At 65.1% G+C, this 26,270-nt stretch carries 21 protein-coding genes and 1 pseudogene; 4 read left to right on the top strand and 18 right to left on the bottom strand.

Annotated features, from left to right (window positions below):
• Positions 1–121 precede the first annotated feature (121 nt).
• Positions 122–1,676, top strand: a pseudogene (locus AC1D3B_RS15280) (YifB family Mg chelatase-like AAA ATPase).
• A 131-nt stretch (positions 1,677–1,807) separates the two neighbouring features.
• Here AC1D3B_RS15280 and AC1D3B_RS15275 read toward each other — a convergent pair.
• The 15 genes from AC1D3B_RS15275 to AC1D3B_RS15205 form a co-directional block, all read right to left on the bottom strand.
• Positions 1,808–2,875, bottom strand: a complete 1,068-nt coding sequence (locus AC1D3B_RS15275; RefSeq protein WP_478191509.1) for a metallophosphoesterase family protein — start codon at positions 2,873–2,875, stop codon at positions 1,808–1,810.
• Positions 2,876–2,877: 2 nt separating this feature from the next.
• Positions 2,878–3,789 (bottom strand): hypothetical protein, encoded by a 912-nt coding sequence (locus AC1D3B_RS15270; RefSeq protein WP_478191508.1) that lies wholly within the window; start codon positions 3,787–3,789, stop codon positions 2,878–2,880.
• The gene (locus AC1D3B_RS15265) at positions 3,782–4,474 is read right to left on the bottom strand and encodes a hypothetical protein (protein ID WP_478191507.1); all 693 of its coding nucleotides are present in this window, start codon (positions 4,472–4,474) and stop codon (positions 3,782–3,784) included. The genes AC1D3B_RS15270 and AC1D3B_RS15265 overlap by 8 nt, the downstream gene beginning before the upstream one ends.
• A gap of 551 nt (positions 4,475–5,025) precedes the next feature.
• Positions 5,026–6,210 (bottom strand): fumarylacetoacetate hydrolase family protein, encoded by a 1,185-nt coding sequence (locus tag AC1D3B_RS15260; protein WP_478191506.1) that lies wholly within the window; start codon positions 6,208–6,210, stop codon positions 5,026–5,028.
• Positions 6,211–6,271: 61 nt separating this feature from the next.
• The gene (locus AC1D3B_RS15255; RefSeq protein WP_478191505.1) at positions 6,272–10,027 is read right to left on the bottom strand and encodes a molybdopterin cofactor-binding domain-containing protein; all 3,756 of its coding nucleotides are present in this window, start codon (positions 10,025–10,027) and stop codon (positions 6,272–6,274) included.
• Positions 10,024–10,503 carry a (2Fe-2S)-binding protein gene (locus AC1D3B_RS15250; RefSeq protein WP_478191504.1) on the bottom strand — a complete coding sequence of 160 codons (480 nt, stop codon included), beginning with the start codon at positions 10,501–10,503 and terminating at the stop codon, positions 10,024–10,026. Before AC1D3B_RS15250 ends, AC1D3B_RS15255 begins: the two co-directional genes overlap by 4 nt.
• 14 nt (positions 10,504–10,517) lie before the next feature.
• Positions 10,518–11,249, bottom strand: a complete 732-nt coding sequence (gene pncA, locus AC1D3B_RS15245) for a bifunctional nicotinamidase/pyrazinamidase (protein WP_478191503.1) — start codon at positions 11,247–11,249, stop codon at positions 10,518–10,520.
• Between the two features lie 130 nt (positions 11,250–11,379).
• Positions 11,380–12,114 (bottom strand): ABC transporter ATP-binding protein, encoded by a 735-nt coding sequence (locus tag AC1D3B_RS15240; protein ID WP_478191502.1) that lies wholly within the window; start codon positions 12,112–12,114, stop codon positions 11,380–11,382.
• Positions 12,111–12,914 carry an ABC transporter ATP-binding protein gene (locus tag AC1D3B_RS15235; protein WP_478191501.1) on the bottom strand — a complete coding sequence of 268 codons (804 nt, stop codon included), beginning with the start codon at positions 12,912–12,914 and terminating at the stop codon, positions 12,111–12,113. Before AC1D3B_RS15235 ends, AC1D3B_RS15240 begins: the two co-directional genes overlap by 4 nt.
• Positions 12,911–14,830: an ABC transporter permease gene (locus tag AC1D3B_RS15230; RefSeq protein WP_478191500.1), complete on the bottom strand. Its 1,920-nt coding sequence runs from the start codon at positions 14,828–14,830 to the stop codon at positions 12,911–12,913. The genes AC1D3B_RS15235 and AC1D3B_RS15230 overlap by 4 nt, the downstream gene beginning before the upstream one ends.
• A gap of 16 nt (positions 14,831–14,846) precedes the next feature.
• The gene (locus AC1D3B_RS15225) at positions 14,847–16,058 is read right to left on the bottom strand and encodes an ABC transporter substrate-binding protein (RefSeq protein ID WP_478191499.1); all 1,212 of its coding nucleotides are present in this window, start codon (positions 16,056–16,058) and stop codon (positions 14,847–14,849) included.
• 50 nt (positions 16,059–16,108) lie between these two features.
• Entirely contained in the window at positions 16,109–16,693 is a 585-nt protein-coding gene (locus AC1D3B_RS15220; protein WP_478191498.1) for an amino acid synthesis family protein, read from the bottom strand.
• Positions 16,694–16,730: 37 nt separating this feature from the next.
• Positions 16,731–17,372: an amino acid synthesis family protein gene (locus AC1D3B_RS15215; RefSeq protein WP_478191497.1), complete on the bottom strand. Its 642-nt coding sequence runs from the start codon at positions 17,370–17,372 to the stop codon at positions 16,731–16,733.
• 21 nt (positions 17,373–17,393) lie between these two features.
• Positions 17,394–18,317: a UPF0280 family protein gene (locus tag AC1D3B_RS15210; protein ID WP_478191496.1), complete on the bottom strand. Its 924-nt coding sequence runs from the start codon at positions 18,315–18,317 to the stop codon at positions 17,394–17,396.
• Between the two features lie 118 nt (positions 18,318–18,435).
• Positions 18,436–20,061, bottom strand: a complete 1,626-nt coding sequence (locus AC1D3B_RS15205; RefSeq protein ID WP_478191495.1) for a 6-hydroxynicotinate reductase — start codon at positions 20,059–20,061, stop codon at positions 18,436–18,438.
• 244 nt (positions 20,062–20,305) lie between these two features.
• Here AC1D3B_RS15205 and AC1D3B_RS15200 point away from each other — a divergent pair, with 244 nt between their 5' ends.
• From AC1D3B_RS15200 to AC1D3B_RS15190, 3 genes are all read left to right on the top strand, one after another.
• The gene (locus AC1D3B_RS15200; RefSeq protein WP_478191494.1) at positions 20,306–21,079 is read left to right on the top strand and encodes a ferredoxin--NADP reductase; all 774 of its coding nucleotides are present in this window, start codon (positions 20,306–20,308) and stop codon (positions 21,077–21,079) included.
• Between the two features lie 116 nt (positions 21,080–21,195).
• Complete coding sequence (locus AC1D3B_RS15195) at positions 21,196–21,960, top strand: TetR/AcrR family transcriptional regulator (protein ID WP_478191493.1); 765 nt, start codon at positions 21,196–21,198, stop codon at positions 21,958–21,960.
• Complete coding sequence (locus tag AC1D3B_RS15190; RefSeq protein ID WP_478191492.1) at positions 21,906–23,105, top strand: amidohydrolase family protein; 1,200 nt, start codon at positions 21,906–21,908, stop codon at positions 23,103–23,105. The genes AC1D3B_RS15195 and AC1D3B_RS15190 overlap by 55 nt, the downstream gene beginning before the upstream one ends.
• 38 nt (positions 23,106–23,143) lie before the next feature.
• Here the strand turns inward: AC1D3B_RS15190 and AC1D3B_RS15185 are convergent, their stop codons facing one another.
• Genes AC1D3B_RS15185 through AC1D3B_RS15175 form a run of 3 tightly spaced genes read right to left on the bottom strand, consistent with a single transcriptional unit; the run spans position 23,144 to position 26,257 of the window.
• Positions 23,144–23,542, bottom strand: a complete 399-nt coding sequence (locus AC1D3B_RS15185) for a GtrA family protein (RefSeq protein ID WP_478191491.1) — start codon at positions 23,540–23,542, stop codon at positions 23,144–23,146.
• Entirely contained in the window at positions 23,539–24,501 is a 963-nt protein-coding gene (locus AC1D3B_RS15180) for a glycosyltransferase family 2 protein (protein ID WP_478191490.1), read from the bottom strand. Before AC1D3B_RS15180 ends, AC1D3B_RS15185 begins: the two co-directional genes overlap by 4 nt.
• Complete coding sequence (locus AC1D3B_RS15175; RefSeq protein ID WP_478191489.1) at positions 24,485–26,257, bottom strand: ArnT family glycosyltransferase; 1,773 nt, start codon at positions 26,255–26,257, stop codon at positions 24,485–24,487. Before AC1D3B_RS15175 ends, AC1D3B_RS15180 begins: the two co-directional genes overlap by 17 nt.
• Between the last annotated feature and the right edge of the window lie 13 nt (positions 26,258–26,270).

Genomic DNA, 26,270 nt, shown 5'->3' with positions numbered 1-26,270 from the left:
ATGTCAAAGCAGGGAGCGTGCCAAACTGTCAAAAAGCTTGCAGAGCCAAGTAGCGGTCAAGGATGCACGTAGTAACAATGAAACAAGAGATGGGCGCACCATCTTGGGGATAGGGAGAAGAATGAGTTTGTCTTTGGTGCAAAGCCGCGCCTTGCTGGGCCTCGAAGCGGCCAGTGTCACGGTTGAGGTGCATCTGGCGAATGGTTTGCCCAGCTTCACGCTGGTCGGACTTGCCGATGTGGAAGTCAAGGAAGCCCGCGAACGCGTGCGATCCGCCATCCAGAACGCCGGTCTCGAATTTCCGAACAACAAACGGATCACGGTGAACCTGGCCCCGGCAGACCTGCCGAAGGACTCCGGACGCTTCGACCTGCCGATCGCCCTGGGCATCCTGGCGGCCAGCGGGCAGATCGAGGCGCCCCGGCTCGCCGGACACGAGTTCGCCGGCGAACTCTCGCTTTCGGGGCAGCTCAGGCCCGTCCGTGGTGCGCTCGCCATGGCCCTCGCGTTGCATGCGCGCGGGATCGCGACGCGGCTCGTGTTGCCGGCCGATAGCGCGCAGGAAGCCGCGCTGGTGCCGGACGCCGAGGTCTACGGGGCGCGGCACCTTCTTGACGTCGTGCGGCAATTCCTCCCGCCGGCCGAAGGTGCGTCGCCGCCCGAGCCGGTCGGCGATGACGGCTGGGCCAGGGTGCTCCCCGCAGCCCCCCAGGCTCCGACCGTGCGCCACGCGGATCTCGCGGATGTGAAGGGCCACACAGGCGCGAAGCGCGCCCTGGAGATCGCCGCCGCTGGCGGCCACAGCGTGCTGATGGTCGGCCCGCCCGGCTCGGGCAAGTCGATGCTGGCACAGCGATTCGCCGGCCTGCTGCCCGCGATGAGCGTCCAGGAAGCGCTCGAAAGCGCGGCCGTTGCCAGTCTCGGCGGGCGCTTCGCGACCGACCGCTGGATGCGCCGGCCGACTTCGAGCCCGCACCACACGGCGAGCGCCGTGGCCATGGTGGGCGGCGGTTCACCGCCGCGGCCCGCCCGGAGAAATCTCGCTGGCGCATCACGGGGTGCTTTTTCTGGACGAGTTCCCAGAATTCGGAAGAGCCTCCCTGGAGGCGCTGCGCGAACCCCTGGAAACCGGAACCATCACGATCGCCCGCGCCGCCCGCCGGGCGGAATTCCCCGCGCGGTTCCAGTTGATCGCGGCGATGAACCCCTGCCCCTGCGGCTATCTCGGCTCGACGCTCAAGGCCTGCCGATGCACGCCGGATCAGGTGTCGCGCTACCAGGGCAAGCTCAGTGGCCCCCTGCTGGACCGCATCGACATCCACATCGAGGTGCCCGCCGTGTCGGCGGAGCAACTGCTCAACGCACCCGCCGGCGAAGCGACCGACTCGATTCGCGCCCGCGCAGCCGAGGCACGCGAACGCGCCATCGCGCGACAGGCCAAGACCAACCAGGCCTTGCAAGGCGCCGAGATCAACCGGCATGCATCACTGGCGCCTGAGGCGCTGAAATTCATGCATATCGCAGCGGCCAAACTCGGCTGGTCCGCGCGCAGCACCCATCGAGCGCTGAAGGTGGCCCGCACCATCGCCGACCTAGCCAATGCGGGCGAGGTGCAAGTCGCACACGTGGGCGAGGCCGTGCAGTACCGGCGAGCACTAGCGGTGGCCGGGCAATAGCCGGCAGAACGCAACTACCAACTCGCCATCGCTAGCATTGGGTCCACCCCTTAACCAATAGCCAAGAACAAGTACATCCAGCCCGAAAACGTCCTTGCAATCCTTCCATCGTCTACCCCGCGCCCTATTCCCTATTGCGTAGGGAAAGAACATTGCTCACGGAATTCATACTCATCCCAAGCGAAGTGCTTTGCAATCGCCTTAATTGTGCGCCCGCTTACCTCAAGCTCAATGATCGACAAAGAATATAGACCATGAGCACTCACCCCGGTAGTTGGCCCAGAGCAAATTACAATTCCGTTATCGTGATTGAATCGATAAAGAAGAGTCTCATGAGTGTGTCCTGCAAATAAAATTGAAACGCCACATTGTGAGGCCGCGTTGGTCAGTTTTTCAGAATCCAACAGCAATAGGTCTTCTTCCACATCAGGGAATTCCGGGGGAAAATGAACAGCCCAAACTATCGCCGCTTCAAATCCATCACTCAGTGCTTCCTTGCGAGCTTCGATTGTTGCCTTAACAAGCTCAATTAATGCCCCGCCCGCCACACGACCTTGGCCAATGAACCCCGCCCCACCCTTTCCAGCATGTGAGTCCTCCAGAGAAAAATCAACTAAGAAGCATATCAACATCGCATCATCCAACACTTGAGATGACACGCGTACTCGGCCAGTCTCTGCATGTGGCAAGGCGACGCCATAGACCTTTTTTCGCTCGAAATCCCAAAAGCGTCCAAAATGCTTCTCAAAGTTTTTTGAACTTGGCTGGTTTCCTACACCTGCATAGCGATCGTGATTTCCAGGAAGCGTTACTACTGCAAGTTCGCCGTCGCTCAGTAAAGACGGCAACCCTTCTTCATTCGGATTCCACTCGCTTGGGACGAGGCCGTGGAAGTAATTTTTGGCCAACTCAAGGTCAAACGCATGACCCGTAGTTGCCAAGTCTCCCGTTACCAGAATTGCATCAAGTTCATCAGCCTCATTGGCAAGAAAATGCAACAGCTTAGCAGCCGCATCGGGATTGAATGTCGACGGATAGAATATTTTCGCCGCGTCATCCAAATTTCTGCTTCTGCTTAAGTGACGAATTATCGCTTTCGCGCGTCCTGAAGCTCCCGTTTCTTTTTCCAGAGGATTCAGCCAATCTTCATATCGCCCGAAGTGCATATCCGATATATGCGCAATTCGAAAAACTGTCATTGCTACTCACCGTCGTAGGCCATTCTTAGCTTAACCGTCTTAGCTCTGCGGCGTTTCTTCTCCTTCGACACCTGAGTCTTTGGCGTAACGTGCAGTGCCATGATGCCATCCTCCGAGGTTTCCACCTTCCAGTTATTCGCAGAAATCTTGCTCTCCTTCATTTCGATATAGAGCTCCCCCAGAAACTCCAAAGACTGAAAAAGTCCAACCTGCACGCGAAATAGCATCGCCTTGGCAAACGGCTCGGTTAATCTGCGGCCATCCGAAAGCAAGTATGGCTGTAATTGCTGAGCGAGACTTCGTGAATCCGCAATAGTTTGAAGTAAGCCAAAAAGAGATTGTTCGACGTGCCGAGATTTAGCCTCATGCACTTTCGCTTGAGAGGCAACGGAAAACGACCCATTTCCAGTCTCCAAATCGCCGGCACTTGCAATTGCGTCGTCCCCTGGCATGACAAACTGACACAGTTTCTTTGAGGGCGAAAACTTCTCGCGCGCTCGATTAGCAGACGTTTTTGGTCCGACCCAGTCTTTCTCATTAACAATCACCAAGGCGTCGTCCGAGAAAGACCTCGGCCTTTTTGAACCAATCCTTGTCACTACTACGCTCTCCACCTTGGACGGCGGAGCATTCAGCGACTCATAACTGTAGAACGGGCGTCGTTCCACTAAGGCCTGAACGCTTCTTCTCTTCTCAACAATGAAGAATCCTTCGTTCAGATCCTGGCCTTTGGATTCATTAATCGTCCGAGGCTCGGGCGCAGTCTTATAGCCGGCAATTGTTCCAATTCCGCCCAAGTAGCGACGACTTTGGTATATATCCATTACATCCGGATCGATTAAGCCCTTGGCCCCACTGAGAAATATATTTGCGCACGACGCCTTAAAGAAGCTTGCAAACTGCTCTTCAATCATTTGCATTCTCCAGCGGGACTTCAAGCATTGGGCCAAACCCACCGCTTACAATTTCCGTAGTCACAACTTTGGCCTTTTTGATCGCCCTATCGACGGTATTTTTTAATTCCATTAAATCTTGATTGTCCACGGCGATGTATATGCTCTCCGATTTTCCATTCACCCTTAAGGTGATCTTTAGAGAGTGCATCACTAGTGAGGCCAACATAGGTTCAGCGACATCATCTTCGAAGACTGGCCTGATATCCGTAAATATTCGACTACTCAAATATAGTTTGTCGTGATCGCTGATCAACGTCCACGCTTTAATTGAAGCCCTCAAGACTCTGCTACGCCAAACTACTCGAATATTTGCAGTGAACCATTCTAAATCGCCTGCTGAAATTTTCTCGGATTGCCAAGCCGACTCGACATCGCGGAGAAATCCTTCTAAGTTTGAATTGGGGGCGAGCCGGAGGTAATGGACGCCAGTTAGGGACTCGCACAACAACAATCTATCTCGCTCAGATTTGTCCTGGAGTAGGCCCGCGTCTCTGCAAAATTTTTGTAATGCGCCGTCAATAGCCAAACTCACTGGGACCTCGCGCTCAAGCTGATCGAGAAACGCAGCGAGTTCTTCTGGGCGGTACTCGGACAACGGCTTCAGACCTTCAAGAATCTCAGGCGACAGTCCATAGCGAGGCATAGTGGTCTCTTGAAAAGTAACGTCTGTGCAGCAGTCTCCCTAGACGTGCTGGAGCGCACAAATGAACGAAGTGTTGTTCAGAACGTCTGAGCGGTCAACAGCAACGCTCCCCAACCCAAGTTGGAGAGGAGCCCGATCGTACGCGTCGATCGACAGCCGATCTCGATCAAGGGTTGAGCCGCCAGTACGATGCCGCGTTTCGTGCTACGGAGGCGCGAGGGGTTGAGAAACCTAGCAGCCTCCGCGGCTACAACCGCCCCTGAGGGGTGCGTGAGCACCGGCGCATCAGCGCGTCGTCTATTCACTGCCGTCAGAGGTGCTAGTTGTGAGGTGAGCACAGGCCACGCCGCCTCGTCGTCTGGCTCTCCCTTGGCGGCTGTCCCTACCCCTCGGGCGAGCCTTGTGCGAAGCCCGACCAGAAGATAAGCGCCGACCTCGCGCATGACCATCAGGGCCAGCAGCGGGCTTCGCCAGTACTGCACCAGAAGGCCTCACGGAAGGCGTTCAAATCGAGGTGGAGAGCGACACGAAGTGCGCGAGCCTGGGGGCGATCAAATGACCCCGCGCCCCGCAAGATTGCGCATCAGCGCGCCAATCCCGAAAGTCCAGCGCGGCGCCTGGTCCGAATGCACGACGCGGTTCTCCAGTGCGCCGAGTTCGGGCGCCGAGACGGTCACACGGTCGCCGACCACGTGCGTAAAGCCCTGCCCCGGACCGTGCCGGTCCTGCGTGGGCGCGAACATGGTGCCGAGGAACAGCATCAGGCCGTCGGGGTACGCATGGTGCGGCCCGATCGCCTGCGAGACGAGGTCGAGCGGATCGCGGCTGATCTTCGATAGCGAACTCGATCCTTCGAGCGTGAACCCTTCCGGCCCGACCACGCGCAGCGCGACCGTGACGCGGCGGACGTCGTCGATGCCGAAGTGTTCGTCGAACAGACGGATGAAGGGTCCGATCGCGCAGGAGGCGTTGTTGTCCTTGGCCTTGCCGAGCAGCAGCGCGCTGCGGCCTTCGAAGTCGCGCAGGTTGACATCGTTGCCGAGCGCGGCACCGAGCGTCTGGCCGCGGCTGTTCACGGCCAGCACGACCTCGGGCTCCGGGTTGTTCCAGACCGACCCCGAATGAATGCCGACATCGGCGCCGGTGCCGACGGCGGCCAGCACGGGCGCCTTGGTGAAGATCTCGGCGTCCGGGCCGATGCCCACCTCCAGGTACTGCGACCACGCGCCCTTCGAGATCAGCACGTCCTTCACCTTGGCAGCCTGTGCCGAGCCAGGCACGACGCCGGCAAGGTTGTCGCCCAGGACGCCGCTGAGCGCGGCGCGGATGGATTCGGCCTTGGACGCGTCGCCGCGCGATTGCTCCTCGATGACGCGTTCCAGCAGGCTCGCGATGAAGGTCACGCCGCTGGCCTTCACGGCCTGCAGGTCGCAGGGCGCGAGCAGCCACGGGTGCTGCGTATCGCGGCGGGTTTCGTCGCTGTTGGCGAGCGCCGCTTCGAGCGAGGCGACGCGCGAGGTCCTGTCGTCGCGCAAGGCCTGCCGCACGGCGCCCACGGGATCATCGAGTTCGAGCAACTGGCTCGCGGTCGCGGCGATGCGCGTGAGATCGTGCAGTCCGCCCTCGTGCACCGCGACGAGCACCGGGCCGACGTCCGGCAGCCAGACGCGTCCCACCAAGGTGGCGCGATCGGCATCGCGAGGCAGGGACTGGGCGGGCGAAAGCATCGAGGTCATGCGAGGGGCTCCAGAAGAACGATTCGTCGATTCGGCTGTTGCCCCGGATCGTACGGGACTGTCAGGGCGCCGTCGCGGCCGGAGTTGCGGCCCGCACGCGGGCGACGCGCTGCGGCAGGTCGGTCCACGGCGGCTCCTGGGGTGCGAAGCGCGCACGCATGTAGCCGGCAAGTTCGGCGACCTGGGCATCGTCAAGCGCATCGCGGAAGGCAGGCATGAAGCCGATGTCGCGCGAAGCCGGTTCGCGCACGCCATCGAGGATCGTGCGCAGCAGGTTGTCGGGCCGCGCGCTCGTCAGGTTGCTGTTGAGCGCCAGCGGCGTATTGACGCCCAGGAGCGTGGGTCCGTCGCCGTCGTGATGGCAGGCCGCGCAGGCGCTGTCGAACATGCGTTGAGCCGGGCCGAGCAGCCGGCCTTCGTTGCTGGCCGCGGTGGCGATGACGCGCTGCGCCTGCGCCGATGCGGCTTGACCGTCGACGCTCGGCTGGAAGGACGCGAGATACGTCGCCATCGCGCGGATGTCGGTGTCCGGCACGGCAGCGAGCTCCCGCACCACCTCCGCCATCGGACCGCCCGCGACGCCGTGGTCCCGCGCATGGCCGTTGCGCAGGTAGCCGTAGAGCGCCTCCGCGTTCCAGGGTACTGCCGAAGTCGAGAGCGAAGTCAGCGCCGGCGCCTCCCAGCCATCGACCATCGCACCTGACAGGTAAGCCTTGTCGCCCTGCTCCGCACCCATCGCGTTGCGTGGCGTGTGGCAGGCGCCGCAATGGCCGAGGCCGTTGACCAGGTAGGCGCCGCGATTCCATTCGGCGCCCTGTGTCGCGACGGGTTGAAGCGGCGACGGATCGTGGAAGAGCGCATTCCAGCCCGCCATGAGCGGGCGCAGGCCGAAGGGGAACTTCAATTGCGACTTCGGCGTTTCGGCGCTGACCGGCGGCAGCGACATGAAGTAGGCATAGAGCGCCTGCAGGTCATCGTCGGTCGTCTTCGCGAAAGCGGTGTAGGGGAACGCGGGGTAGAGGTGATGCCCGTCGCGCGAGACGCCCTCGCGCATGGCGCGCTGGAAAGCGCTGAACGACCAGCGGCCCAGACCTGTGTCGGCATCGGGCGTGAGGTTGGTGGTGTAGATGGTGCCGAAGGGCGTCTCCATCGGACGGCCTCCGGCATTGATCACTCCGCCCGGTGCGGTGTGGCAGACGGCGCAATCGCCCAGCGCGGCCAGTGTGCGGCCGCGCTCGATGGTGGCTTCGCTGTAGACCGGCGCGCTGAGTGAGACCGGCGCGATCGCGGAGCGCCAGCCCAGCAGTCCGGCGATGACGCCGATGGCCCCAACGACCAGCGCGCCGGCGCCCGCCCAGAGCCCCCTGCGCCGCGGCCACGGCGCGGATGGCAGTTGGCTCCTTCCCCCGCTGGGGGAAGGCTGGGATGGGGGCACGACGGCGTCCCCATCGACAGCCCGCCTGCCCCCACCCCAGCCCTCCCCCAGAGGGGGAGGGAGAGGATTCAGGGCCGCCCGCACCACCTCCGGCGTGAACGGCGGCGCCCGAAAGCGCACGCCCGTCGCATCGAAGATCGCGTTCGCAATCGCCGCCGTGCCCGGCACCGACGATGACTCCCCCGCGCCCAGAGGCGGCTCGCCGGGGCGCTGCATGTGCATCACCTCGATCACCGGCACTTCGCGGAAGTTGATGATTGGATAGCTGCCCCACTCGCGGCTCGCGACCACACCCGAAGGCCTCACCCCCGGCAGCAATTCGGCGCCCGCCGCCGATTGCGGCGCGAACTGCACGCGCTCCTTCAACGCACGGCTGGTGGTCTGGATCACGTTGCCGTGGATCTGGTGCTCGACCCCGGCCGGATTGACCATCAGCCCGGCATCGTGTCCCACGACCACGCGGCGCACATGCACCTCGCCCGTCTTCCGGTTGACCTCGACGTCCGCCACCCATGCCGACCACGCCGCGCCGAAGCCAGGCCACTTGCTGTGGACGTAGCGCGCGTAGGCAAAGCCTTGGCCGAACAGGATGTCGCCGCCGGGCCCCAGGCCGCCATCCGCGTTTTCCTGCGGACCGGTGCGCATGCGCCAGCCGGCTTTCTGCGCGGTCTCGCGCACCAGGTCGGCCGCGCGCGGATCGTGCAGATGACGCAGCCGGAACGCGACCGGATCGACGCCCGCCGCGGTGGCCAGTTCGTCGACGTAGGACTCGTGCGCGAACGAACTCGGCAATGCCGACACGCCGCGCAGCCATGAGGCGCGCACGATCGGCGCCATGTCGTTGACCTTGACGCGCAGATTGCCGTAGGCATAGGGAGGCCGCGCCGTCCGGTCACCCATCTCGAAAGCCTGCGCGATGGGCTCGATGGTGCGCGTGAGAAGGAGCGCGAGCGTCGGTGCACCATTCGACGGATAGGAGGTCTCGAAGTCATAGGCGGCGACGTTGCCGTCGGCGTCGAGCCCACCCTGGATCTGCATGAGCTGGGCCGCGCCCTTGGGCTCCCATGCGTGCTCCTGCTCGCGCGTGAGTTGCACGCGCACCGGCGCACCGACGGCACGCGCGAGCAGCGCGGCATCGGCCGCCACGTCATCCGCGCCATTGCGGCCGTAGCAGCCCGCCGCCTCCATCCGCACAACATCGACCGCCACGTCCTCGATGCCCATCAGCTTCGCGAGATCGGCGCGCAGCACATGCGGGTTTTGCGAACCGGCCCATACGCGCAGCCTGAAACCGCCGTCACCGCCGGGCTCCCAGTGCGCCAATGCGCACGAAGGTCCGATCGACGCGTGCATCTGGTACGGCCACACGTAGGTGCGCGGCATCGGGTTCGCGGCCGCTGCGAGCGCACCGTCCACATCGCCTTCATCGACCAGCAATCGTTGCGTCGCGGGATTCGCGCGCAGTGCACCTTCCAGGTCGTCCAGCGACGGCAAACCGGGCCATGCCTTCCATGTCACGCGAAGCTCGCGCAGCGCCTGTTCGGCATGCTCTTCGCGCTCCGCGACGACGCCGACGAAGTCGCGGATCACGACCACGGCCCGAATGCCGGGAATGTGCGCGATGGACGATTCGTCGACCGACTCGAGAGTGTTGCCGATGTAGTCGCCGTGGTCGGCGCCCGCATACGGTGGACGCACCACGCGACCATGCAGCATCCCGGGCACGCGCATGTCGTGTACGAAGACCAGATCGCCCGCCAGCTTCGCCGGAATGTCGACGCGAGGCATCGATGTGCCGACGACGCGATAGTCCGACGGGTTCTTCACGCGCGAGACCGTGTCGAGCTGCAATACCGAGCGCTCGCCAGCCACCAGTTCACCGAAGCCGATGCTGAAGACGGGATCGTCACCCGCTTGGATGCGCCCGTCGCGCACCTCCAGCAGATCGGCCTGTACGCCGAAGTGCTCGGCCGCCTGCGCGAGCAGCCAGGCCCTCGCCTGCGCGGCCGCATGCCGCAAGGGGCCGGCGTGGATCTGGATCGATGCACTCGCGATCGTCGCGCCCTGGTTGGGCACGCGCGCCGTGTCGCCCAGCATCATGCGGACCTGCGCCATCGGCACGTCGAGCTCTTCCGCCACGATCTGCGACAGCGCCGTCTGGATGCCGGTGCCAAGGTCGACGTGGCCGTTCAGCGCGGTGACGCTGCCGTCGTCCCAGATTGCGAGCAGCACCTCCGGCCCTTCGGCGGGGTTGCCCGCCACCAGCGCGGGCTGGCCCTTGGCCGGCGGCGGCGCGGGCGGTGTCTCGCGCACGATGACGAGCACGCCATCGGCATGGAGGAATTCGCTGCGCGTGCGAGGCTGGTCGGCGCGACGCGTCACGTGTCGGCGCCCTTTGCCATCAGCACCGCGGCGCGCTGCACGGCAGCCACGATCTCCACATGCGTGCCGCAACGGCAGAGGTTGCCGGAGAGCTCGCTGCGGATGCGCGCCTCGCTCGGATTCGGATCGCGCGCGAGCAAGGCCGCGGCCTGCATCACCATGCCGTTGAGGCAATAGCCGCACTGCGCGGCCTGTGCGTCCTCGAAGCCCTGCTGGACGGGGTGCCACCGATCCCGCGAGCCGAGGCCTTCGAGCGTCGTGATCTCGCGCCCCGCGACGCCGTGCGCCGGAATCACGCAGGCCCGCGCCGCCACGCCATCGACCCACACCGTGCAGGCGCCGCACTGCCCGAGCCCGCAGCCGAACTTGGGCCCGTTCAGGCCCAGGTCGTTGCGCAACACATTCAGGAGCGTCGCTTCATGCGACGCCGCGAGTTCGACGCTGCGTCCGTTGACCTTCAGTTCGAACCCGGGCATTCCGCTCGACGGCCTCAGACGACGTCGATGTCCGAGGACTGGATGCGCTTCACGCCCTTGGCCGCCATCTGCTTCCACGCGGCTGCGAGCGAGCCGTTGAGATCGATCGCCCGCGTCGCATCCTCGATCACGTAGACATCGAAGCCGGCCTTGCGCGCGTCCATCGCAGTCCATGCCACGCAGAAGTCGGTGGCAAGACCGGTGACGAACACCGTCTTGATGCCACGCGCCTTGAGGTAGCCGGCCAGCCCGGTCGCCGTCTTGTGATCGGCTTCCTCGAACGCGGAGTAGCTGTCCATGTCCTTGTGGAAGCCCTTACGGATGATGATCTGCGCGGTCGGCAGCTTCAGGTCCTTGTTGAGCGCCGCGTCATCGGTGCCCTGCACGCAATGGTCCGGCCACAGCACCTGCGTGCCGTAGCTCAGCTTCGTGCTCTCGAACGGCTTCTTGCCCGGATGCGTGCTCGCGAACGAGGCATGGCCGGCCGTGTGCCAGTCCTGCGTCACGACGATGTTCTGGAACGCGCCCGCGAGCTTGTTGATGACGGGCACCACCTCCGCGCCGCCTTTCACCGGCAGCGTGCCGCCGTCGATAAAGCAGTTCTGCACGTCGACCACGATGAGCGCCGAGTTGGCCGCCGGCTTGATCTTCGCGGCCGCGAAGAGCGGCGCCGACGCGCCCAGTCCACCGATGAGCCCGAAGGCAGCGGTCGCTTTCAAGAGAGATCTGCGTTGCGTGTCGTACATGTCTTGCTCCTCAGGTTAAGAAAGCTAGTCGGGAGACACCCCGGAACCGGCTCCGCCGGGCCGGTGGTGTCGCCCCCGGCGAGGGGGTGGGCGGCCACACGAAGTGGGCAAGCCTGGGGGAGAGCTTCGTTCATACGCTCAGATAGGCGCGGCGGACTTCTTCATTCGCGGCCAACTCGACCATCGACGCGTGATAGCGGATCTGGCCCTTCTCGAGCACGTACGCACGATCGGAGACCAGCTCGGCAAAGTGCATGTTCTGCTCCGACAGCAGGATGCTCACGCCCTGCGCCTTGAGCTCCAGGATCATGTTCGCCATCTGCTCGACGATCACCGGTGCGACACCTTCGGAGGGCTCGTCGAGCAGCACCAGGTAGGGATTGCCCATCAGCGTGCGCGCCACGGTCAGCATCTGCTGCTCGCCGCCGCTCATGCGGCCGCCGGGGCGGTTCGGCATCTCGCCGAGATTGGGGAACAGCTTGAACAGGCGCTCCGGCGTCCACAGCGGCGCATCGGTGCCGTCGCTCCAGCGGCGCGCAGCCTGCTTGCCGACTTCGAGGTTCTCCATGACGCTGAGGTCGGTGAACACCCGGCGGTCCTCGGGCACGAAGCCCAGGCCCATGCGCGCGGCGTGATGCGGCTCGCTCTTCGAGATGTCGTGACCCAGGAAGCGCACCGCGCCGCGACGCTTGCCGAGCATGCCGATCAGCGCCTTGAGCGTGGTCGACTTGCCTGCGCCGTTGCGCCCCATGAGCGCGACGACCTCGCCGCGACGAACATCCAGGTCGACGTCGTAGAGGATCTGCGCGGCGCCGTACCATGCGCACAGCGCCTTCGCTTCGAGCAACACTTCATGCGAACTCATGCGTGTTCTCCCACCGCCGCATTCACCGCGGCGGCCTTCTCTGCAATCTTCTCGAAGGTCTTGCCGCTGCCGAAATAGACCTCCTGCACTTTCGGATGGTCGCGGATCTCTAGCGGCTTGCCCTGCGCGATCAGCCGCCCGCGCGCCAGCACGATCATGCGGTCGGCATAGGCGAACACGACATCCATGCTGTGCTCGGTGAAGAGCACGGCCATGCCGCGGTCGATGACGAGTTGCTTGGTCAATGCCATGAGCGAGTTGCGTTCCTTGGGCGCCATGCCGGCGGTGGGCTCGTCCATCAGCAGGAGCTTGGGGCTGTTGGCCATCGCGATCGCGAGTTCGACGCGCTTCACGTCGCCGTAGGCGAGCACGCTGCAGGGGCGATCGGCCTGCGCCTTCATGCCAACCTGTTCGAGAAGCGCCAGGGCTTCGTCGCGCTTGTGGTCCGCCGCGCGCCGCCAGGTCGAGAACAGCTTGTGGTCGTGCGACAGCAAGGCCATCTGCACGTTCTCGACCACGGTGAGCGACGCGAAAGTCTCGGCGATCTGGAAGGTGCGGCCGACGCCCATGCGCCAGATCTCGCGCGGCTTGCGGCCGACGAGTTCCTGGCCGTCCAGCAGGATCGAGCCGCGGTCGGCTTTCAATTGCCCGTTCACCATGTTGAAGGTGGTGGACTTGCCGGCGCCGTTGGGGCCGATCAGCGCCAGCAGTTCGCCGGCCGCGAGGTCGAAGCTGATGCCATCGACCGCCTTCACGCCGCCGAAGGACTTGCCGAGTTCATGGACCCTGAGGAGACTCATGCCTTGGCCTCCTGCAGGTCCGTGCCCGCTTCAGCGACATGACGCCGGCGATCGAAAAGCTGCTTCGCGAAGCCTGCGATGCCTTGCGGGAACAGCAGCACGAGCAACAGGATGATCCCGCCCAGCATGGCTCTCCAGTAATCGGTATTGCGCGCCACCGTGTCGTGGAGCCAGGTGAAGGTGACGGCGCCTACCACCGGGCCTGCCAGCGTCTGGATGCCGCCCAGCAGCACCATCACCAGTCCGTCGACCGATTTGCCGACGCTGAGCGACTCCGGCGAGATGCTGCCCTTCGAGAATGCATAGAGCGCACCGGCCAGTCCCGCCGCAGTGCCTGCGATCACGAACGCGGCCCACTGCATGCGCTTGACGTCGATGCCGATCGCATCCGCTCGCAGCGCCGAATCGCGGCCCGCGCGCAGCGCATAGCCGAAGGGCGAGAACAGCACGCGGCGCAGCCACAACACGCCGAAAGCCACCAGCACGAGCGTCAGCCAGTAGTAGGCGCGCTTGTCGGACAGCCAGGCGGAAGGCCAGACGCCGGTGAGCCCGTTGCTGCCGCCGGTGAAACTGTCCCACTGGTAGGTGATGGCCCAGGTGATCTGCGCGAACGCGAGCGTGAGCATCGCGAGATAGACGCCCGACAGCCGCACCGCGAACCATCCGTAGACGAAGGCACCTGCGGCGGCCACCAGCGGCGCGACGATCAGCGCAAGCTCCATCGGCATCCCACTGGCGCGCACCAGCAGCGCCGCGCCATAGGCTCCCAGGCCGAAGTAGGCGGCATGGCCGAAGGAGTGCATGCCGGCAGGCCCCATGATGAAGTGCAGGCTGGTGGCGAACAGCGCCGCGATCATCAGGTCGATCATCAGCACCGTCGTGTAGGGCGAGCCCGCCGTGATGAAGGGCATCGCGGCGAGCACGAGCCCGAACACAGCCGCGGCAATCAGGTAGGCCTTGCTGGGACGGCGCAGCGGCTCCTCCTGCATGCCCACATAGCGGCTCGGCGCTTGCGGCCGGCCGAACAGGCCCCAAGGCCGCCACACGAGCACGACGGCCATCACGAGAAAGTCCACCACCAGCGTGAGCTTGGAGAAGGAGACGCTGATGCCGAAGATGTCGACGACACCGAGCCAGATGCAGATCGCCTTGATCTCGGCGATGAGCAACGCCGCAGCGTAGGCACCGGGAATCGAGCCCATGCCGCCCACTACCACGACCACGAAGGCGGCGCCGATGGTGTTGAGGTCCATCTCCAGCGTCGCGGGCTCGCGCGGCAACTGCAATGCGCCACCCAGTCCGGCCAGCAGCGCGCCGAGCGCGAACACCGCGGTGAAGAGCCACGCCTGGTTGACGCCGAGCGCGCTCACCATCTCGCGGTCCTGCGTCGCGGCGCGAACCAGCGTGCCGAATCGCGTGCGCGTGAGCAGCATCCAGACCAATCCGAGCACCACGGGGCCCACGACGATCAGGAAGAGGTCATAGGAAGGAAACTGCCGCCCGAGGATCGTGACCGAGCCCGAGAGGCCCGGCGCACGCGGCCCGAGCAATTCATCGGGCCCCCACACCCACAGCACCGCATCCTTGATGACCAGCACCAGCGCGAAGGTCGCCAGCAGTTGGAAAAGTTCAGGCGCCTTGTAGATACGCCGCAGCAGCACGACCTCGATCAGCGCGCCGAGCACGCCAACCGCCAGTGCCGCCATCACCAGCGCGGGCCAGAAGCCCACGCCGGTGCCCAGTCGATCGACCAGGGTGTAGGCAATGTAGATGCCCACCATGAAGAACGAGCCATGCGCGAAATTCACGATCCGCGTGACGCCGAAGATCAGCGACAGGCCTGCCGCCACGAGGAACAGCGACGACGCGCTCGCCAGCCCGTTGAGGAGCTGGACGATGAAACCGGAGAAGCTCATGGCCCGTTCGCTCCACTCAATCAGCAGCGCGAGACTTCTTGATCTCGGCGGCCGACGGCTGGTACTTCGCGTCCGCGCCGTCCAGGTACACGTAGTCGACCATCACGCCCTTGCCGCCATCGTTCTTGGTGCGGCCCACGAACGCGCCCATGGTGGACTGGTTGTCCTCGGGGCGGTAGGTGATCTTGCCGAAGGGCGTGTCGACCTGCAGGCCCTTGAAGGCCGCGGCCAGCTTGTCGGAATCTGTGCTCTTGGCCTTGGCGATACCGGCAGCGGCCGACTTGATCATGCTGTAGCCCACCACCGAGCCGAGGCGCGGGTAGTCCTTGTACTTGGCCTGGTAGGCCTGCTCGAAGGCTTTGTGCGCAGGCGTCGTGATGCCGTACCACGGGTAGCCGGTCACGATCCACCCGGTGGGCGCCTCGTCCTTCAGCGGGTCCATGTACTCGGGCTCGCCGGTCAGCACGCTCACGACTTCGCGGTCCTTGAACAGGCCGCGCGTGTTGCCTTCGCGCACGAACTTCGAGAGGTCCGCGGCGAACAGCACGTTGAAGATCGCATCGGGCTTGGCATCCGCGAGCGCCTGCACCACGCTGCCTGCATCGACCTTGCCCAGCGGCACGGCCTGCTCGGCGACGAATTCCACGTCGGGCTGGGCAGCCTTCATCAACTGCTTGAACGCGGCGACGGCCGACTGCCCGTACTCGTAGTTGGGGTAGACGATCGCCCAGCGCTTCTTCTTGAGCTTGACCGCTTCGGGCACGAGCATCGCGGCCTGCATGTAGGTGCCCGGGCGCAGGCGGAAGGTGTACTGGTTGCCGCCCTGCCAGGTGATCTTGTCGGTCAGCGGCTCGCCGGCGAGGAAGAAGAACTTCTTCTGCTTCGCGAAGTCGGTGACCGCGAGTCCGGTGTTGGACAGGAAGGTGCCCGCCAGCATGTCGACCTTCTCGCGCGAGACCAGCTCCTCGGCCACGCGGACCGCATCGCCGGGGTTGGCGTTGTCGTCGCGGCTGATCAGCTCGATCTTCTTGCCGTTGACGCCGCCGGCGGCGTTGATTTCATCGACGGCGAGTTCCATCCCCTTCTTGTAGGGCTCGAGGAAGGCGGGTTGTGCCTTGTAGCTGTTGATCTCGCCGATCTTGATCACGCCCTGCGCGTGGGCGGGGACGAGTGCTGTGGCGAGCGTGGCAACGGCGGCAGCGCTGAAGGCAAGACGCAGTGGGTTCATCGGGAGCTCCTTGGGTACGAACATGAAAACGAGATGATGCGACGAGTGGTTCAGCGAAGGCCGTCTTCGCCCTTGATTTCGGAAGCCTGCAAACCGCCGATGCGTGGCAGCGGGCGACCGCTGTCGGTGACGGCGACGGCGACCACGATTTCGTTGGCGCGCGGTGCGTCCGACACGCGCGCCTCGACGGCATCGAAATGGCTGCGGACGAAGGCCGCATCCTTGTGGCCCAGTGGCACGTCGATCGCGGTGCCGAGCGTGCCGCGCTTCTTGGCGGAAGGTACGAGCGCAGCACCCTTCTCGACTGCGACGCGCAGCGGCGCGCCGAGCTTGGGATGGAGGATGGCGGCGGCATGCTCCAGTTCGCCGGCCTCGCCGACGATCGCGGCCTTGCCGTAGCTCTGCGCCTGCCCCGGCTCGATGCCGAGCGCCGCAACGGCCTTCTGTCCGAGCAGCGCGCCGAGCTCTTCGCCGATGGCGATCAGGTCGTCGAGCGATTCGCTATAGCGGCCCGCGTAAGGGTTCTCGATGACGGCGATGGCGACGGCGCGGCGAGTCGGCGGATCGATGGTCTTGCCCATTTCCTTGCGGGTCTCGTCGACCTGGATGACGAGTTTGCGGATATTGGCACTCATGGGATTTCTTCCTTGTCTCTGGATTCGAATGGTGCGCTCAGCGCAGGCCATCCCATTTGCTGATGTCTTCTGCACGCAGGCCGCCGACGCGATCATGCACGCGGTAGCCGGTGCTCATTGCGAGGATGAACACGATCTCGTCGGCGGCCGGCGCACCCGGCACGCGCACCTCGATCGCGTCGAACTGGCCACGCACATAGCTGGCATTGATGTTGGTCAGTGGCACATCGAGCGTCGCGCCCGGAGGCCCGACCTTCTTGGTCGACGGCACGATCGACAGCGCATTGCCGGGCTGGCCCGTCTTCTCCTCGGCCTTGCCCTGGCGGTAGGCGTCGCGGTCGCCCTTCCAACCGAGCAGCTCGCGCATCGCATAGCCGCCGGGCACATGCCACAGCGCGCCATGCTCCAGTTCGCCGGCCGCGCCGACGATGGCGCCCTTGCCATAGGTGGCGATGCGCTCGACGGGCACATCCATCGCGGCGCGCAGGCGGTGCGCCATGTCGACGCCGACCGGATCGAGCAACTTCATCATCGGCAGGATGTCGGGCTCGTAGCGGCCAGCGAAGGGATTGGTCAGCACCGCGCCGATGGCACCACGCACCAGCGGCGTTGCGGCGCGCGGTCCGAACTCGTGGTGGATGTGCTCGACCTGGGTGAAGACACGGCGTATATCGATCATGAAAAGTAGTCCTGCTTTTCGTTAAGCAAATACTGAACCAACTGCACCCGCTGCACCGCTACCCGCAATTTGCTGCGGTGTCGCGCGGGTCTGCGAGCTTAAGGGTTGCACGACCTGCCATTGCCCCTGGCAAACGAGCACGGCCGACCAGATGAGCCCCTTGCGCTGAAGCGCTTCGGCGCACGCAGCGCCCGCCTCCAGTGCGCGACGCACCTGCACGGGCGCAAGCACCTCGACGTTCGTCGTCACGGGGATGTCGCCGAGGTCGCTGTCGTCCTTGCATTGGCTGGCGGGCAAGCGGTGGATGCCTGGATCTTCGACATCGACTGCATTGGCAATGACGGTAGCCGCGGCATCGGCCTCTGCCGCCGTGGCGGCGAGCACGGTCACGCTGTCGGCGATGCCGAGCGAGAAACTGCGGCCGCGCCAGCCGCTGGTGGCGACGCCGCGTACCGGCAGTTCGGCAGTGATCTCGAACTGCCCATCCGTCCGGAGCGGGCCCTGGTCGCGCAGGTCGAACTGGGCAATGTCTGCAAAGAGGCCGACGCTCGCAGAGTGGCCACGCGCAAGGTGCAGCGCGATGTCGCCGCCGTTGTTGACCCAGGCGCGCTCGATGCCGGGTCGGTCATAGCACGCGACCAGTTCTTGCGCCACGGACCCCGCGACCGCCGCCATCGGCGTGATGAAGCCCGAGCGAAACGGCACGCACGCGTTCCACATGCGCCGCGCGATAGGGCCGCGCAAGACGCAATCGGTGCCGACCGGTTGACGCAGCAAGGGCAGCTCCGCCACCAGTTCGTCGAGCAGCGTACGGAAACGTCGCCACACGTGCTCATGCGCCACCGCAACTTCCACCGCATCGCCGTACGCCTCGGCAATGATGTCGATGGGGCCGTGGTTGAGATGCCAGCGTCCGCCGTCGAGCGCTGTTCGTTGGGCAGTCATTTCGCCGACGTCCATGAAGCAAAGATGCGGCCGCCGCCGGGCCGCCCCAAGGCGTGCCGCGCCTCCCCCAAGGGGGGTGGCGAAGCACACGCAGTGGCAGGCCGGGGGGCAGTCATTTCTAGCCGAGCATCGGCGGCTGGCCCAAGGGCCAGGGATTGGCCGCATCCATGCGCAGCCATTGGCGCGCCAGTGGTGCACCGTCGTCCTGCCAGGCACCGCGAGCGAGCGCCTGTTCGAGCGAGAACACATGCTCCATGTGGCCGCCGAGCGCGGCGTAGTCCTCGCGCCGCATGCTGAATTCGATCGGCGCGACGATCGCAGGCGTGGGCACCGTGCCGAAGCTGTTGTCGGGCATGCGCAGCACGTCGGCCATCACGGTGATGCCGCCGCCGGGCCAGACATAGGCCGGCGCGCCACCACAGGTCACGTTGACCAGTGCGCGCTTGATCGCACGGGTGAGCAGCACGGGGTTCTCCGTCACGCCGGCGCGCAGGCTGCCGCCCGCACCACCGAGGAACAGCACCGTGCACAGCGAAGGTTCGCAGTTCTCGCCGATGCGCTCCACGATGCGGCGCACTTCGCCGGGCATCTCCTGCTCGACGGGCTGCAATTGCTCGTCGAGCACGTACCACTGCGCATGCTCGCCGGTGGTCGAGGTCATCAGGAGGCGCAGGCCTGGTCGCGCCACGCCTTCTTCCCAGCCTTCGATGATGGAGAGGGGATCGTCGATGTCCGTGCCGCCCCACCCGTTGCCCGGGTTCGCGACCTGGAAGTAGCGCCCCGGTGTCGACTTGCGCCCGCGCATCTGGATGCCCGATGCCGGCATGTCGAGGCAGCGCCCGGCCTGGTGCTCGGTGAGGACGCCGGTGATGTGGTCGTCCACCACCACCACTTCGTCGGCATGGCCGAACAACTGGCGCGCGAAGATGCCAACGGCCGCGGACCCGCAGCCCACGCGCATGCGCCGCTCTTCCACGCCGTTGACGATCGGCGCCTTGCCGGCCTGGATCACCATGCTGGCGCCGCCGTCGATGACACATTCGACCGGCTTCTTGTTGCCCAGCAACTGCATGAGCTCGGCCGTCATGCGGCCCTCTTTCTTGCTGCCGCCGGTGAGGTGGTGCACGCCGCCGAGCGAGAGCATCTGCGAACCGTACTCGGCGGTAGTGACGTGGCCCACCACCTCGCCGCGATAGCGCACATTGGCCTGCTCGGCGCCAAGAAAGCGGTCGGTATCGATCTTCACCTTGAAGCTGCAGTAGCTGAAGATGCCTTCGGTGACGACCGTGACCATGTCGACGCCCTGGGCCTTCGAGGCCACGATGAAGGGTGCGGGCTTGTAGTCGGGATAGGTTGTGGAGGAGCCCACGCCGGTCACAAAGACCTCGTCGGCGCGAAGGAGATCGCCGTTCCAGTCCGGGTCGGCGACCGGCTCGGCGGTGCGCTCCGACTCGTCGAGTTCGGCGTTGACGCGGGCGAAGGGCACGAGCGCGGGCGATTCGCTCGTCAGTTCTCGGCGTAGCAACACCACCGGATCGACGCGCACCAGCACGCCATCGCGGTTGGCGTAGCGGTCGCACGCGCCCGTTCGCCCGTCGGAGATCTGGCACAGCACGGGGCAGGCATTGCACTCCACCTTGCTGGCGCTCATCTTCTCGTTGCGCAGGGGCGCACGCCCCATGGCCTCGGGCAACACCGGCATGTCCATGCCGGGCAATCCGTCTGTCTTCGTGTGTTCGGTCATCGCGGGCGTCTCGTGGGAATCAGGCAAGGGGCCGTGCAACATCTGTGCCGAAGACCCTCTTGCACTGACGCTTGTGCTGGAAGTGACGTTTGTGTAGCATTCCCTACACTTTCATGTGGCAATCACTACATTGAAGATCAATGTAGCAAACAGGCCCGATGCTTGCAATGGTGTTTTCGCGGGCACTGCCGAGTCGCCGACAATCGGGGGTTCCCTTTTTCGTTCATAACCATTCCTGACCCTTATGAGTGCATTCAGCGAAGAACGTGTGTTGAGCGTCCACCACTGGACCGACCGCCTGTTCACCTTCACCACCACGCGCGATCCGGCCCTGCGTTTCTCGAACGGCCACTTCACGATGATCGGCCTGAAGGTCAACAACAAGCCGCTCCTGCGTGCCTACAGCATCGTCAGCCCCAACTACGAAGAGCACCTGGAGTTCCTGAGCATCAAGGTGGAAGAAGGCCCCCTGACCTCGAAGCTCCAGCACATCCAGGTGGGCGACACCATCATCGTGGGCCGCAAGCCCACGGGCACGCTGCTCATCGACTACACGCTCCCCGGCAAGCGGCTCTATCTCTTCGGCACCGGCACCGGCCTGGCACCGTTCATGAGCATCATCCGAGACCCCGACACTTACGAAAAGTTCGAGCAGGTCGTCCTGGTGCACGGCGTGCGCCAGATCGACGAGTTGGCCTATCACGACCTCGTGACCGACCACCTGCCCAGGCATGAGGTCCTGGGCGAGATGATCGAGAAGCAGTTGCTCTACTACCCGACCGTGACGCGCGAGGAGTTCCGCAACATGGGCCGCATCACCGAGCTGATCGAGAGCAACAAGCTCACCGACGACCTCGGCCTTCCGCCGCTCAATGCCGCCGAGGACCGCGTGATGCTCTGCGGCAGCCCGGGCCTGCTGGTCGACCTGAAGCACATCCTCGAAGCGCGCGGGTTCAAGGAGGGCAACACCTCCACGCCAGGCGATTTCGTCGTCGAACGCGCCTTCGCCGAAAAATGACTGCCCCCCGGCTTTTCACTCGCTGCGCGCGTGTAACTCCACCGCCCGAGGGGGCGGCGCGGCTCGCCTTGGGGCGGCCCGGCGGCGGCCGCCTGTTCGTTCGCGCCCCCTGATCCATGGCCGAGCGCAAGACCGCACCCAGGGCCGCGACGCGCCGCACCGGCGTGCGCGAAGCGGCGGCGCAGGCCACGCGCGAGAGCATCCTGCGCGCGGCGACCAAGGTGTTCGCGAAGTACGGCTATGACGGCGGCAGCGTCGAGAAGATCTCGAAGGCGGCGAAGTCGTACGACCGCATGATCTACTACTACTTCGGCAGCAAGGAAGGCCTCTTCATCGCGGTGCTCGAAGGCATCTACCGGCGCATGGACGACGCGGAGGCGGCCATCGACCTCGACGCCACGCGGCCGGTCGAATCGCTCACCGCGGTGATCCGATTCGTGCTCGGCTACTACCGCAAGAACCCCGAGTTCGTCACGCTGCTGAACACCGAGAACCTGCACAAGGGGCGGCATATCGCGAAGTCGCTGCGGGCGCGCGAGTATTCGTCGCGCGCGATCTCGATCATTGAGGAGATCGTTGCCAGCGGGGTCGCGCAGGGGCTGTTCCGCAATGACGTGGCGGCGCGCGACCTCTACCTGCTGATCGCATCGACCGGCTACTTCTATACGTCGAACCGCCACACGCTGACCGCCTTCCTCGGCGAGCCGCTGGAAACGGCGGAGGCGGTCGCGCACTGGGAAGACTTCGTGATCGAGACGGTGCTGCGCACGGTCGATGCCGGAGCTTCCGACGAGCCAATCATTCCACCCCACGCAGAGGACAAGAAATGGCAGAAGTCGCAACCGGCGCCAAGTCGGGCAAGGTCGTCATCCGGAACATAGGCCTGCTGCTCTCGGGCGATATCGACAAGCCCATCCTCGACGCCGACACCATCGTCGTGAATGACGGGCTGATCGTTGCCGTCGGCAAGGAAAAGGACTGCGACCTCGAAGGCGCGCAGACCGTGATCGACTGCAAGAAGACCTGTGTCGCGCCCGGCCTGATCGACAGCCACGTGCACCCGGTCTTCGGCGACTGGACGCCGCGCCAGGGCCAGATCGGCTGGATCGATTCGACGATGAACGGCGGGGTGACCACGATGATCTCCGCCGGCGAGGTGCACCTGCCCGGCCGCCCCAAGGACATCGTCGGCCTCAAGGCGCTGGCCATCACCGCCCAGCGCGCCTTCGACAACTTCCGCCCCGGCGGCGTCAAGGTGCTGGCCGGCGCGCCGATCATCGAGAAGGGCATGGTCGAGAGCGACTTCAAGGAATTGGCCGAGGCCGGCGTGGGCCTGCTCGGCGAGGTCGGACTGGGCTCGGTCAAGGCCGGCTACGAGGCCAAGGAGATGGTGGCGTGGGCGCGCAAGTACGGCATCCAGAGCACCATCCACACGGGCGGGCCCTCCATCCCCGGCTCCGGCCTGATCGACAAGGACGTGGTGCTCGAAGCCGATGCCGACGTCATCGGCCACATCAACGGCGGCCACACGTCGCTGCCCGAGGCGCATGTGTGCGAGCTGTGCGAGAAGTCGTCGCGCGCGATCGAGATCGTGCACAACGGCAACGAGCGCGTCGCCATTGCGGCGGCGAAGGCGGCGCTCGATCTCAAGTGTCCGCATCGCGTGATCCTGGGTACCGACGGGCCGGCCGGCTCGGGCGTGCAGCCGCTGGGCATCCTGCGCATGGTGGCGATGCTGTCGTCGATCGCGAACATCCCCGCCGAGCTGGTGTTCTGCTTCGCGACCGGCAATACGGCGCGCATCCGCAAGCTCAACTGCGGATTGATCGAGGTCGGCCGTGCGGCGGATTTCGTCTTCATGGACCGTGCGCAGCATTCGCCTGCGCCGGGGCTGCTCGAAAGCGTGCAGCTCGGCGACATTCCGGGCGTGGGAATGGTGATGATCGACGGCATCGTGCGCTGCGGGCGCAGCCGCAATACGCCGCCGGCGACGGAAATCCCCGTCGTAGTCTCCACAGCGCACTGATTTGCCCCCTCTCCCTCTGGGAGAGGGAGTGACGCAACTCAGTGCTTGCGCGCGGACTTGAAGACCAGGTAGCGGGCCGACAGAAAGTTGACCACGAGGCCCGCGCAACTGCCGAGTGCAACGCCGACGGCCGGCGCGAGCGGCCCGCTCAGCCAGTGCAAGGTCAGGACATAGACCGCGTAGTTGACCAATGCGCCGGCCAGCATGGTCAACAGGTAGTGCGCGTATTCGCGCAGCAGCGATGCGTCGGACGCCCGTGCAGTGAACGTGTATCGCCGGTTCAGCACCCACGTCGTCGTCGCGGCGGCAACGAAGGACACCACCCGCGCGCCGTACCAGCCAAGCAGCGGCGCAACCAGATAGAGCACGGCAAGGTCGACGCCGAAGCCGACCGCGCCGACGATTGCAAAGAAGAGGAATTCCTTTCGCGCCCTCATGGCGAGCTGCGATGCCGCACGCCCGGAATGGCCAGGTAGCGCAGCCGCTTGGCTTCCTGCCGGCCGATCGTCACCGTGTGCAGCACCACGCCGCAGACGAAGGCCAGCATCGCCACCAGCATCGTGCCCGTCACGAAGACGGCGGTCGGCAGGCGAGGAACCAGCCCCGTGCGCAGGTAGGTTGTGAGCAGCGGCTCGGCGAGGATCACCGATACCAGCGCGAGCACGCCGGCGAAGCTGCTGAAAAAGAGCAAGGGCCGCTCGCTGACGAAGAGCTTGCAGATGGTCTTGAGGATGCGCCAGCCGTCGCTGTAGGTCGACAGCTTGCTCTCCGAGCCTTCGGGTCGCGAGCGGTAGAGCACGGGCGCCTCGGCGAAGGGCATGCGCAGTTCCAGTGCATGGACCGTCAACTCGGTCTCGATCTCGAAGCCCTCCGACACTGCCGGGAAGGACTTGGCATAGCGCCTGGAAAACACGCGATAGCCCGAGAGCATGTCGGTCAGCCGCCCCCCGAAGAGGCTCGCGACGGCGCCGGTGAGGAGCCGGTTGCCGAAGCGGTGGCCGCGCCGGTAGGTCTGGACGTCCGCACCGTCGTCGACGCGCGAGCCGACCACCATGTCGAGGTTGCCCTCGACCAGCATCTCGATGTGCTGGCGGATGTCGCGCACGTCGTAGGTGGCGTCACCGTCGACCATCACGTAGACGTCGGCCTCGACGTCCGCGAACATGCGGCGCGCCACGTTGCCCTTGCCGCGCAGCGCCACGTGCGTGACCGCGGCGCCGCACGCCTTGGCGACCTCGGCGGTGCCGTCGGTCGAGTTGTTGTCGAAGATGTGGATCTCCGCCTCAGGCAACGCCGCGCGGAATTCATCCACCACCTGCGCGATCGAGAGTGCCTCGTTGTAGCAGGGGATCACGGCGGCGATGCGCAAGGCGTGTGGATCAGGGCTTCCGGTCATTCTTGTATTGGAGGTTGCGATAGGCCTTGGCGCCGTCTTTTTCGTACATCAGGGCGAATTGGTCAAGGAAGCCCGGCTGGGCCTCCAGCAGCGGCGCATTCGCCGCGTCGATGGCGATGGCCTCGAATCCGAGTCCGGCGAGTTTGCGCGCGAAATCGGGCGGGGGCAGGACGATGAAGTCCGAGTATCGCCAGGGCCCGAGCGCATCGCCCCAGACCGGATTGGGGCCGTAGTAGGTCGCCTCGATCAGGGCGATCTGATAGACGCGGCCCGTCGTGTGCTGGCGCAGGTAGTCCATGACCATGTAGCCGGGGACGTGCCTGCGCAGCACCGCTTCTCGCTCGAGCGGTGTGATCGCGAAGAGGGCCGCCTTCCTTCGGGTCTGGTGGACGGAGAAAGTCACCAGGACCACCAGCAGCGCCACGCCAAGCCAGCGCCCCGCCCGGTCGAGGCCGCCGCCGAGATCGCGTTGCGGCATCGCCCTGCGCATCCGGAGTGCGATGGCGCCGAAAATGGTCTGCCATCCCACGGCGGCGGTCAGCGCCAGGATCGGCAGGGACGCGGTCAGGTAGCGCGGATAGCGCGAGGTCAGGCTCCAGACGAACAGCGAGTAGACGCAGAACACCGCGGCGGCGCGCAGCGCGGCCGAGCGCTTCCAGTAGGCGCTGAAAGGCACGGCCAGCACGGCCCAGAGCAACAGGTTCGGCGGGTTCGAATGCTCGTGCACGTCCTGGAACTGCATGCGGTAGTCCTGCATGTTCCAGTTGGTGAAGCCGAAGACGCGCGCGCCGATCGGATTGAAGGGGTCGCCGGTCATGACCGCGTTGCGCACATACCAGTACACGCAGGGGATCAGGAAGCAGACCAGCGCCACGGCCAGCACGCGCGGACGGCGCTCGTGCAACAGCACGAACACAGCCACCAGCGGCGTGACGGTCAGCGCCTGGTACTTCGAGCCGGCCGCGACACCCAGGAAGAAAGCCGCGAGCGCCAGCCAGCGCGCGCCGGTCCGTGGCGATTCGCGCCACCACCACAGGGCCACGCAGGTCGCGAGCACGAACAGCGCGACGCTGGTGTCGATCAGCGCGCCGGAGTAGTCGCCCAGCCCGAGCCAGATCGCGGCACCGACGCAGGCCACCACGCGATTCACGTGGACCACGCCCAAGCGGTAGACGATCCAGACCGACAACCAGCCCGCGAGCCCATTCACGAAATGCGGCAGCACGTCGTCGCCGACCATCAGCGCCGCGGCGTAGAGCAGGTTGTAGTTGTACGGGAACCAGGGATAACGAAGCCAGTCGTAGATGCCCAGTGAGCCGGTCCGCGCTACCTCGCGCGCGTACGGCAGGTGGTACATCAGTTCGTCGAACGCCACGGGCAGACCCAGGGGCGCAACGAGCGTCGGCACAGCAAGCACCGCCAGCACGACCATGCCCAGCTTCTCGAGCCAGGACAGCGCCGCGGGCACCTCGCGCGCACGCACCTCCCGCAGCCAGCCCGGCGTCTGCACCAGCGCCACGGCGACGCCGATGCCGACGACCGTCCACACCACGATCGCGTTGAACCTGCCTGCGATCGCGAAGGCCTGGAAGACGCAGATGACGATCCCGATGCCGGTCGCGATGGCCATCGCCGTCTCGAGCCAGACATCGCGGCGCATCGGCACGCCGATGCGCACGAGCAGCATCCGTCCGATACCCCAGCAACCGGCAACGAATACCGCCAACGCCGCGTAGTGCGCGGCAGCAAATATCAACTTCTGAATGTGA

The organism is Variovorax sp. P5_A3, from assembly GCF_056400665.1.
The sequence above is the reverse complement of the archived record's forward strand: the minus strand, read 5'-3'. Positions and strand labels throughout refer to the sequence as shown.

What these genes read in the sequence shown, in the direction of transcription:
- AC1D3B_RS15180 (WP_478191490.1), bottom strand. Translation starts at nt 24,501, where the DNA reads ATGACCGGAAGCCCTGATCCACACGCCTTGCGCATCGCCGCCGTGATC.
- AC1D3B_RS15220 (WP_478191498.1), bottom strand. Translation starts at nt 16,693, where the DNA reads ATGAGTGCCAATATCCGCAAACTCGTCATCCAGGTCGACGAGACCCGC.
- AC1D3B_RS15205 (WP_478191495.1), bottom strand. Translation starts at nt 20,061, where the DNA reads ATGACCGAACACACGAAGACAGACGGATTGCCCGGCATGGACATGCCG.
- AC1D3B_RS15230 (WP_478191500.1), bottom strand. Translation starts at nt 14,830, where the DNA reads ATGAGCTTCTCCGGTTTCATCGTCCAGCTCCTCAACGGGCTGGCGAGC.
- AC1D3B_RS15225 (WP_478191499.1), bottom strand. Translation starts at nt 16,058, where the DNA reads ATGAACCCACTGCGTCTTGCCTTCAGCGCTGCCGCCGTTGCCACGCTC.
- AC1D3B_RS15265 (WP_478191507.1), bottom strand. Translation starts at nt 4,474, where the DNA reads ATGCCTCGCTATGGACTGTCGCCTGAGATTCTTGAAGGTCTGAAGCCG.
- AC1D3B_RS15185 (WP_478191491.1), bottom strand. Translation starts at nt 23,542, where the DNA reads ATGAGGGCGCGAAAGGAATTCCTCTTCTTTGCAATCGTCGGCGCGGTC.
- AC1D3B_RS15195 (WP_478191493.1), top strand. Translation starts at nt 21,196, where the DNA reads ATGGCCGAGCGCAAGACCGCACCCAGGGCCGCGACGCGCCGCACCGGC.
- AC1D3B_RS15240 (WP_478191502.1), bottom strand. Translation starts at nt 12,114, where the DNA reads ATGAGTTCGCATGAAGTGTTGCTCGAAGCGAAGGCGCTGTGCGCATGG.
- AC1D3B_RS15215 (WP_478191497.1), bottom strand. Translation starts at nt 17,372, where the DNA reads ATGATCGATATACGCCGTGTCTTCACCCAGGTCGAGCACATCCACCAC.
- AC1D3B_RS15210 (WP_478191496.1), bottom strand. Translation starts at nt 18,317, where the DNA reads ATGACTGCCCAACGAACAGCGCTCGACGGCGGACGCTGGCATCTCAAC.
- AC1D3B_RS15270 (WP_478191508.1), bottom strand. Translation starts at nt 3,789, where the DNA reads ATGATTGAAGAGCAGTTTGCAAGCTTCTTTAAGGCGTCGTGCGCAAAT.
- AC1D3B_RS15250 (WP_478191504.1), bottom strand. Translation starts at nt 10,503, where the DNA reads ATGCCCGGGTTCGAACTGAAGGTCAACGGACGCAGCGTCGAACTCGCG.
- AC1D3B_RS15275 (WP_478191509.1), bottom strand. Translation starts at nt 2,875, where the DNA reads ATGACAGTTTTTCGAATTGCGCATATATCGGATATGCACTTCGGGCGA.
- AC1D3B_RS15190 (WP_478191492.1), top strand. Translation starts at nt 21,906, where the DNA reads ATGGCAGAAGTCGCAACCGGCGCCAAGTCGGGCAAGGTCGTCATCCGG.
- pncA (WP_478191503.1), bottom strand. Translation starts at nt 11,249, where the DNA reads ATGTACGACACGCAACGCAGATCTCTCTTGAAAGCGACCGCTGCCTTC.
- AC1D3B_RS15200 (WP_478191494.1), top strand. Translation starts at nt 20,306, where the DNA reads ATGAGTGCATTCAGCGAAGAACGTGTGTTGAGCGTCCACCACTGGACC.
- AC1D3B_RS15260 (WP_478191506.1), bottom strand. Translation starts at nt 6,210, where the DNA reads ATGACCTCGATGCTTTCGCCCGCCCAGTCCCTGCCTCGCGATGCCGAT.
- AC1D3B_RS15235 (WP_478191501.1), bottom strand. Translation starts at nt 12,914, where the DNA reads ATGAGTCTCCTCAGGGTCCATGAACTCGGCAAGTCCTTCGGCGGCGTG.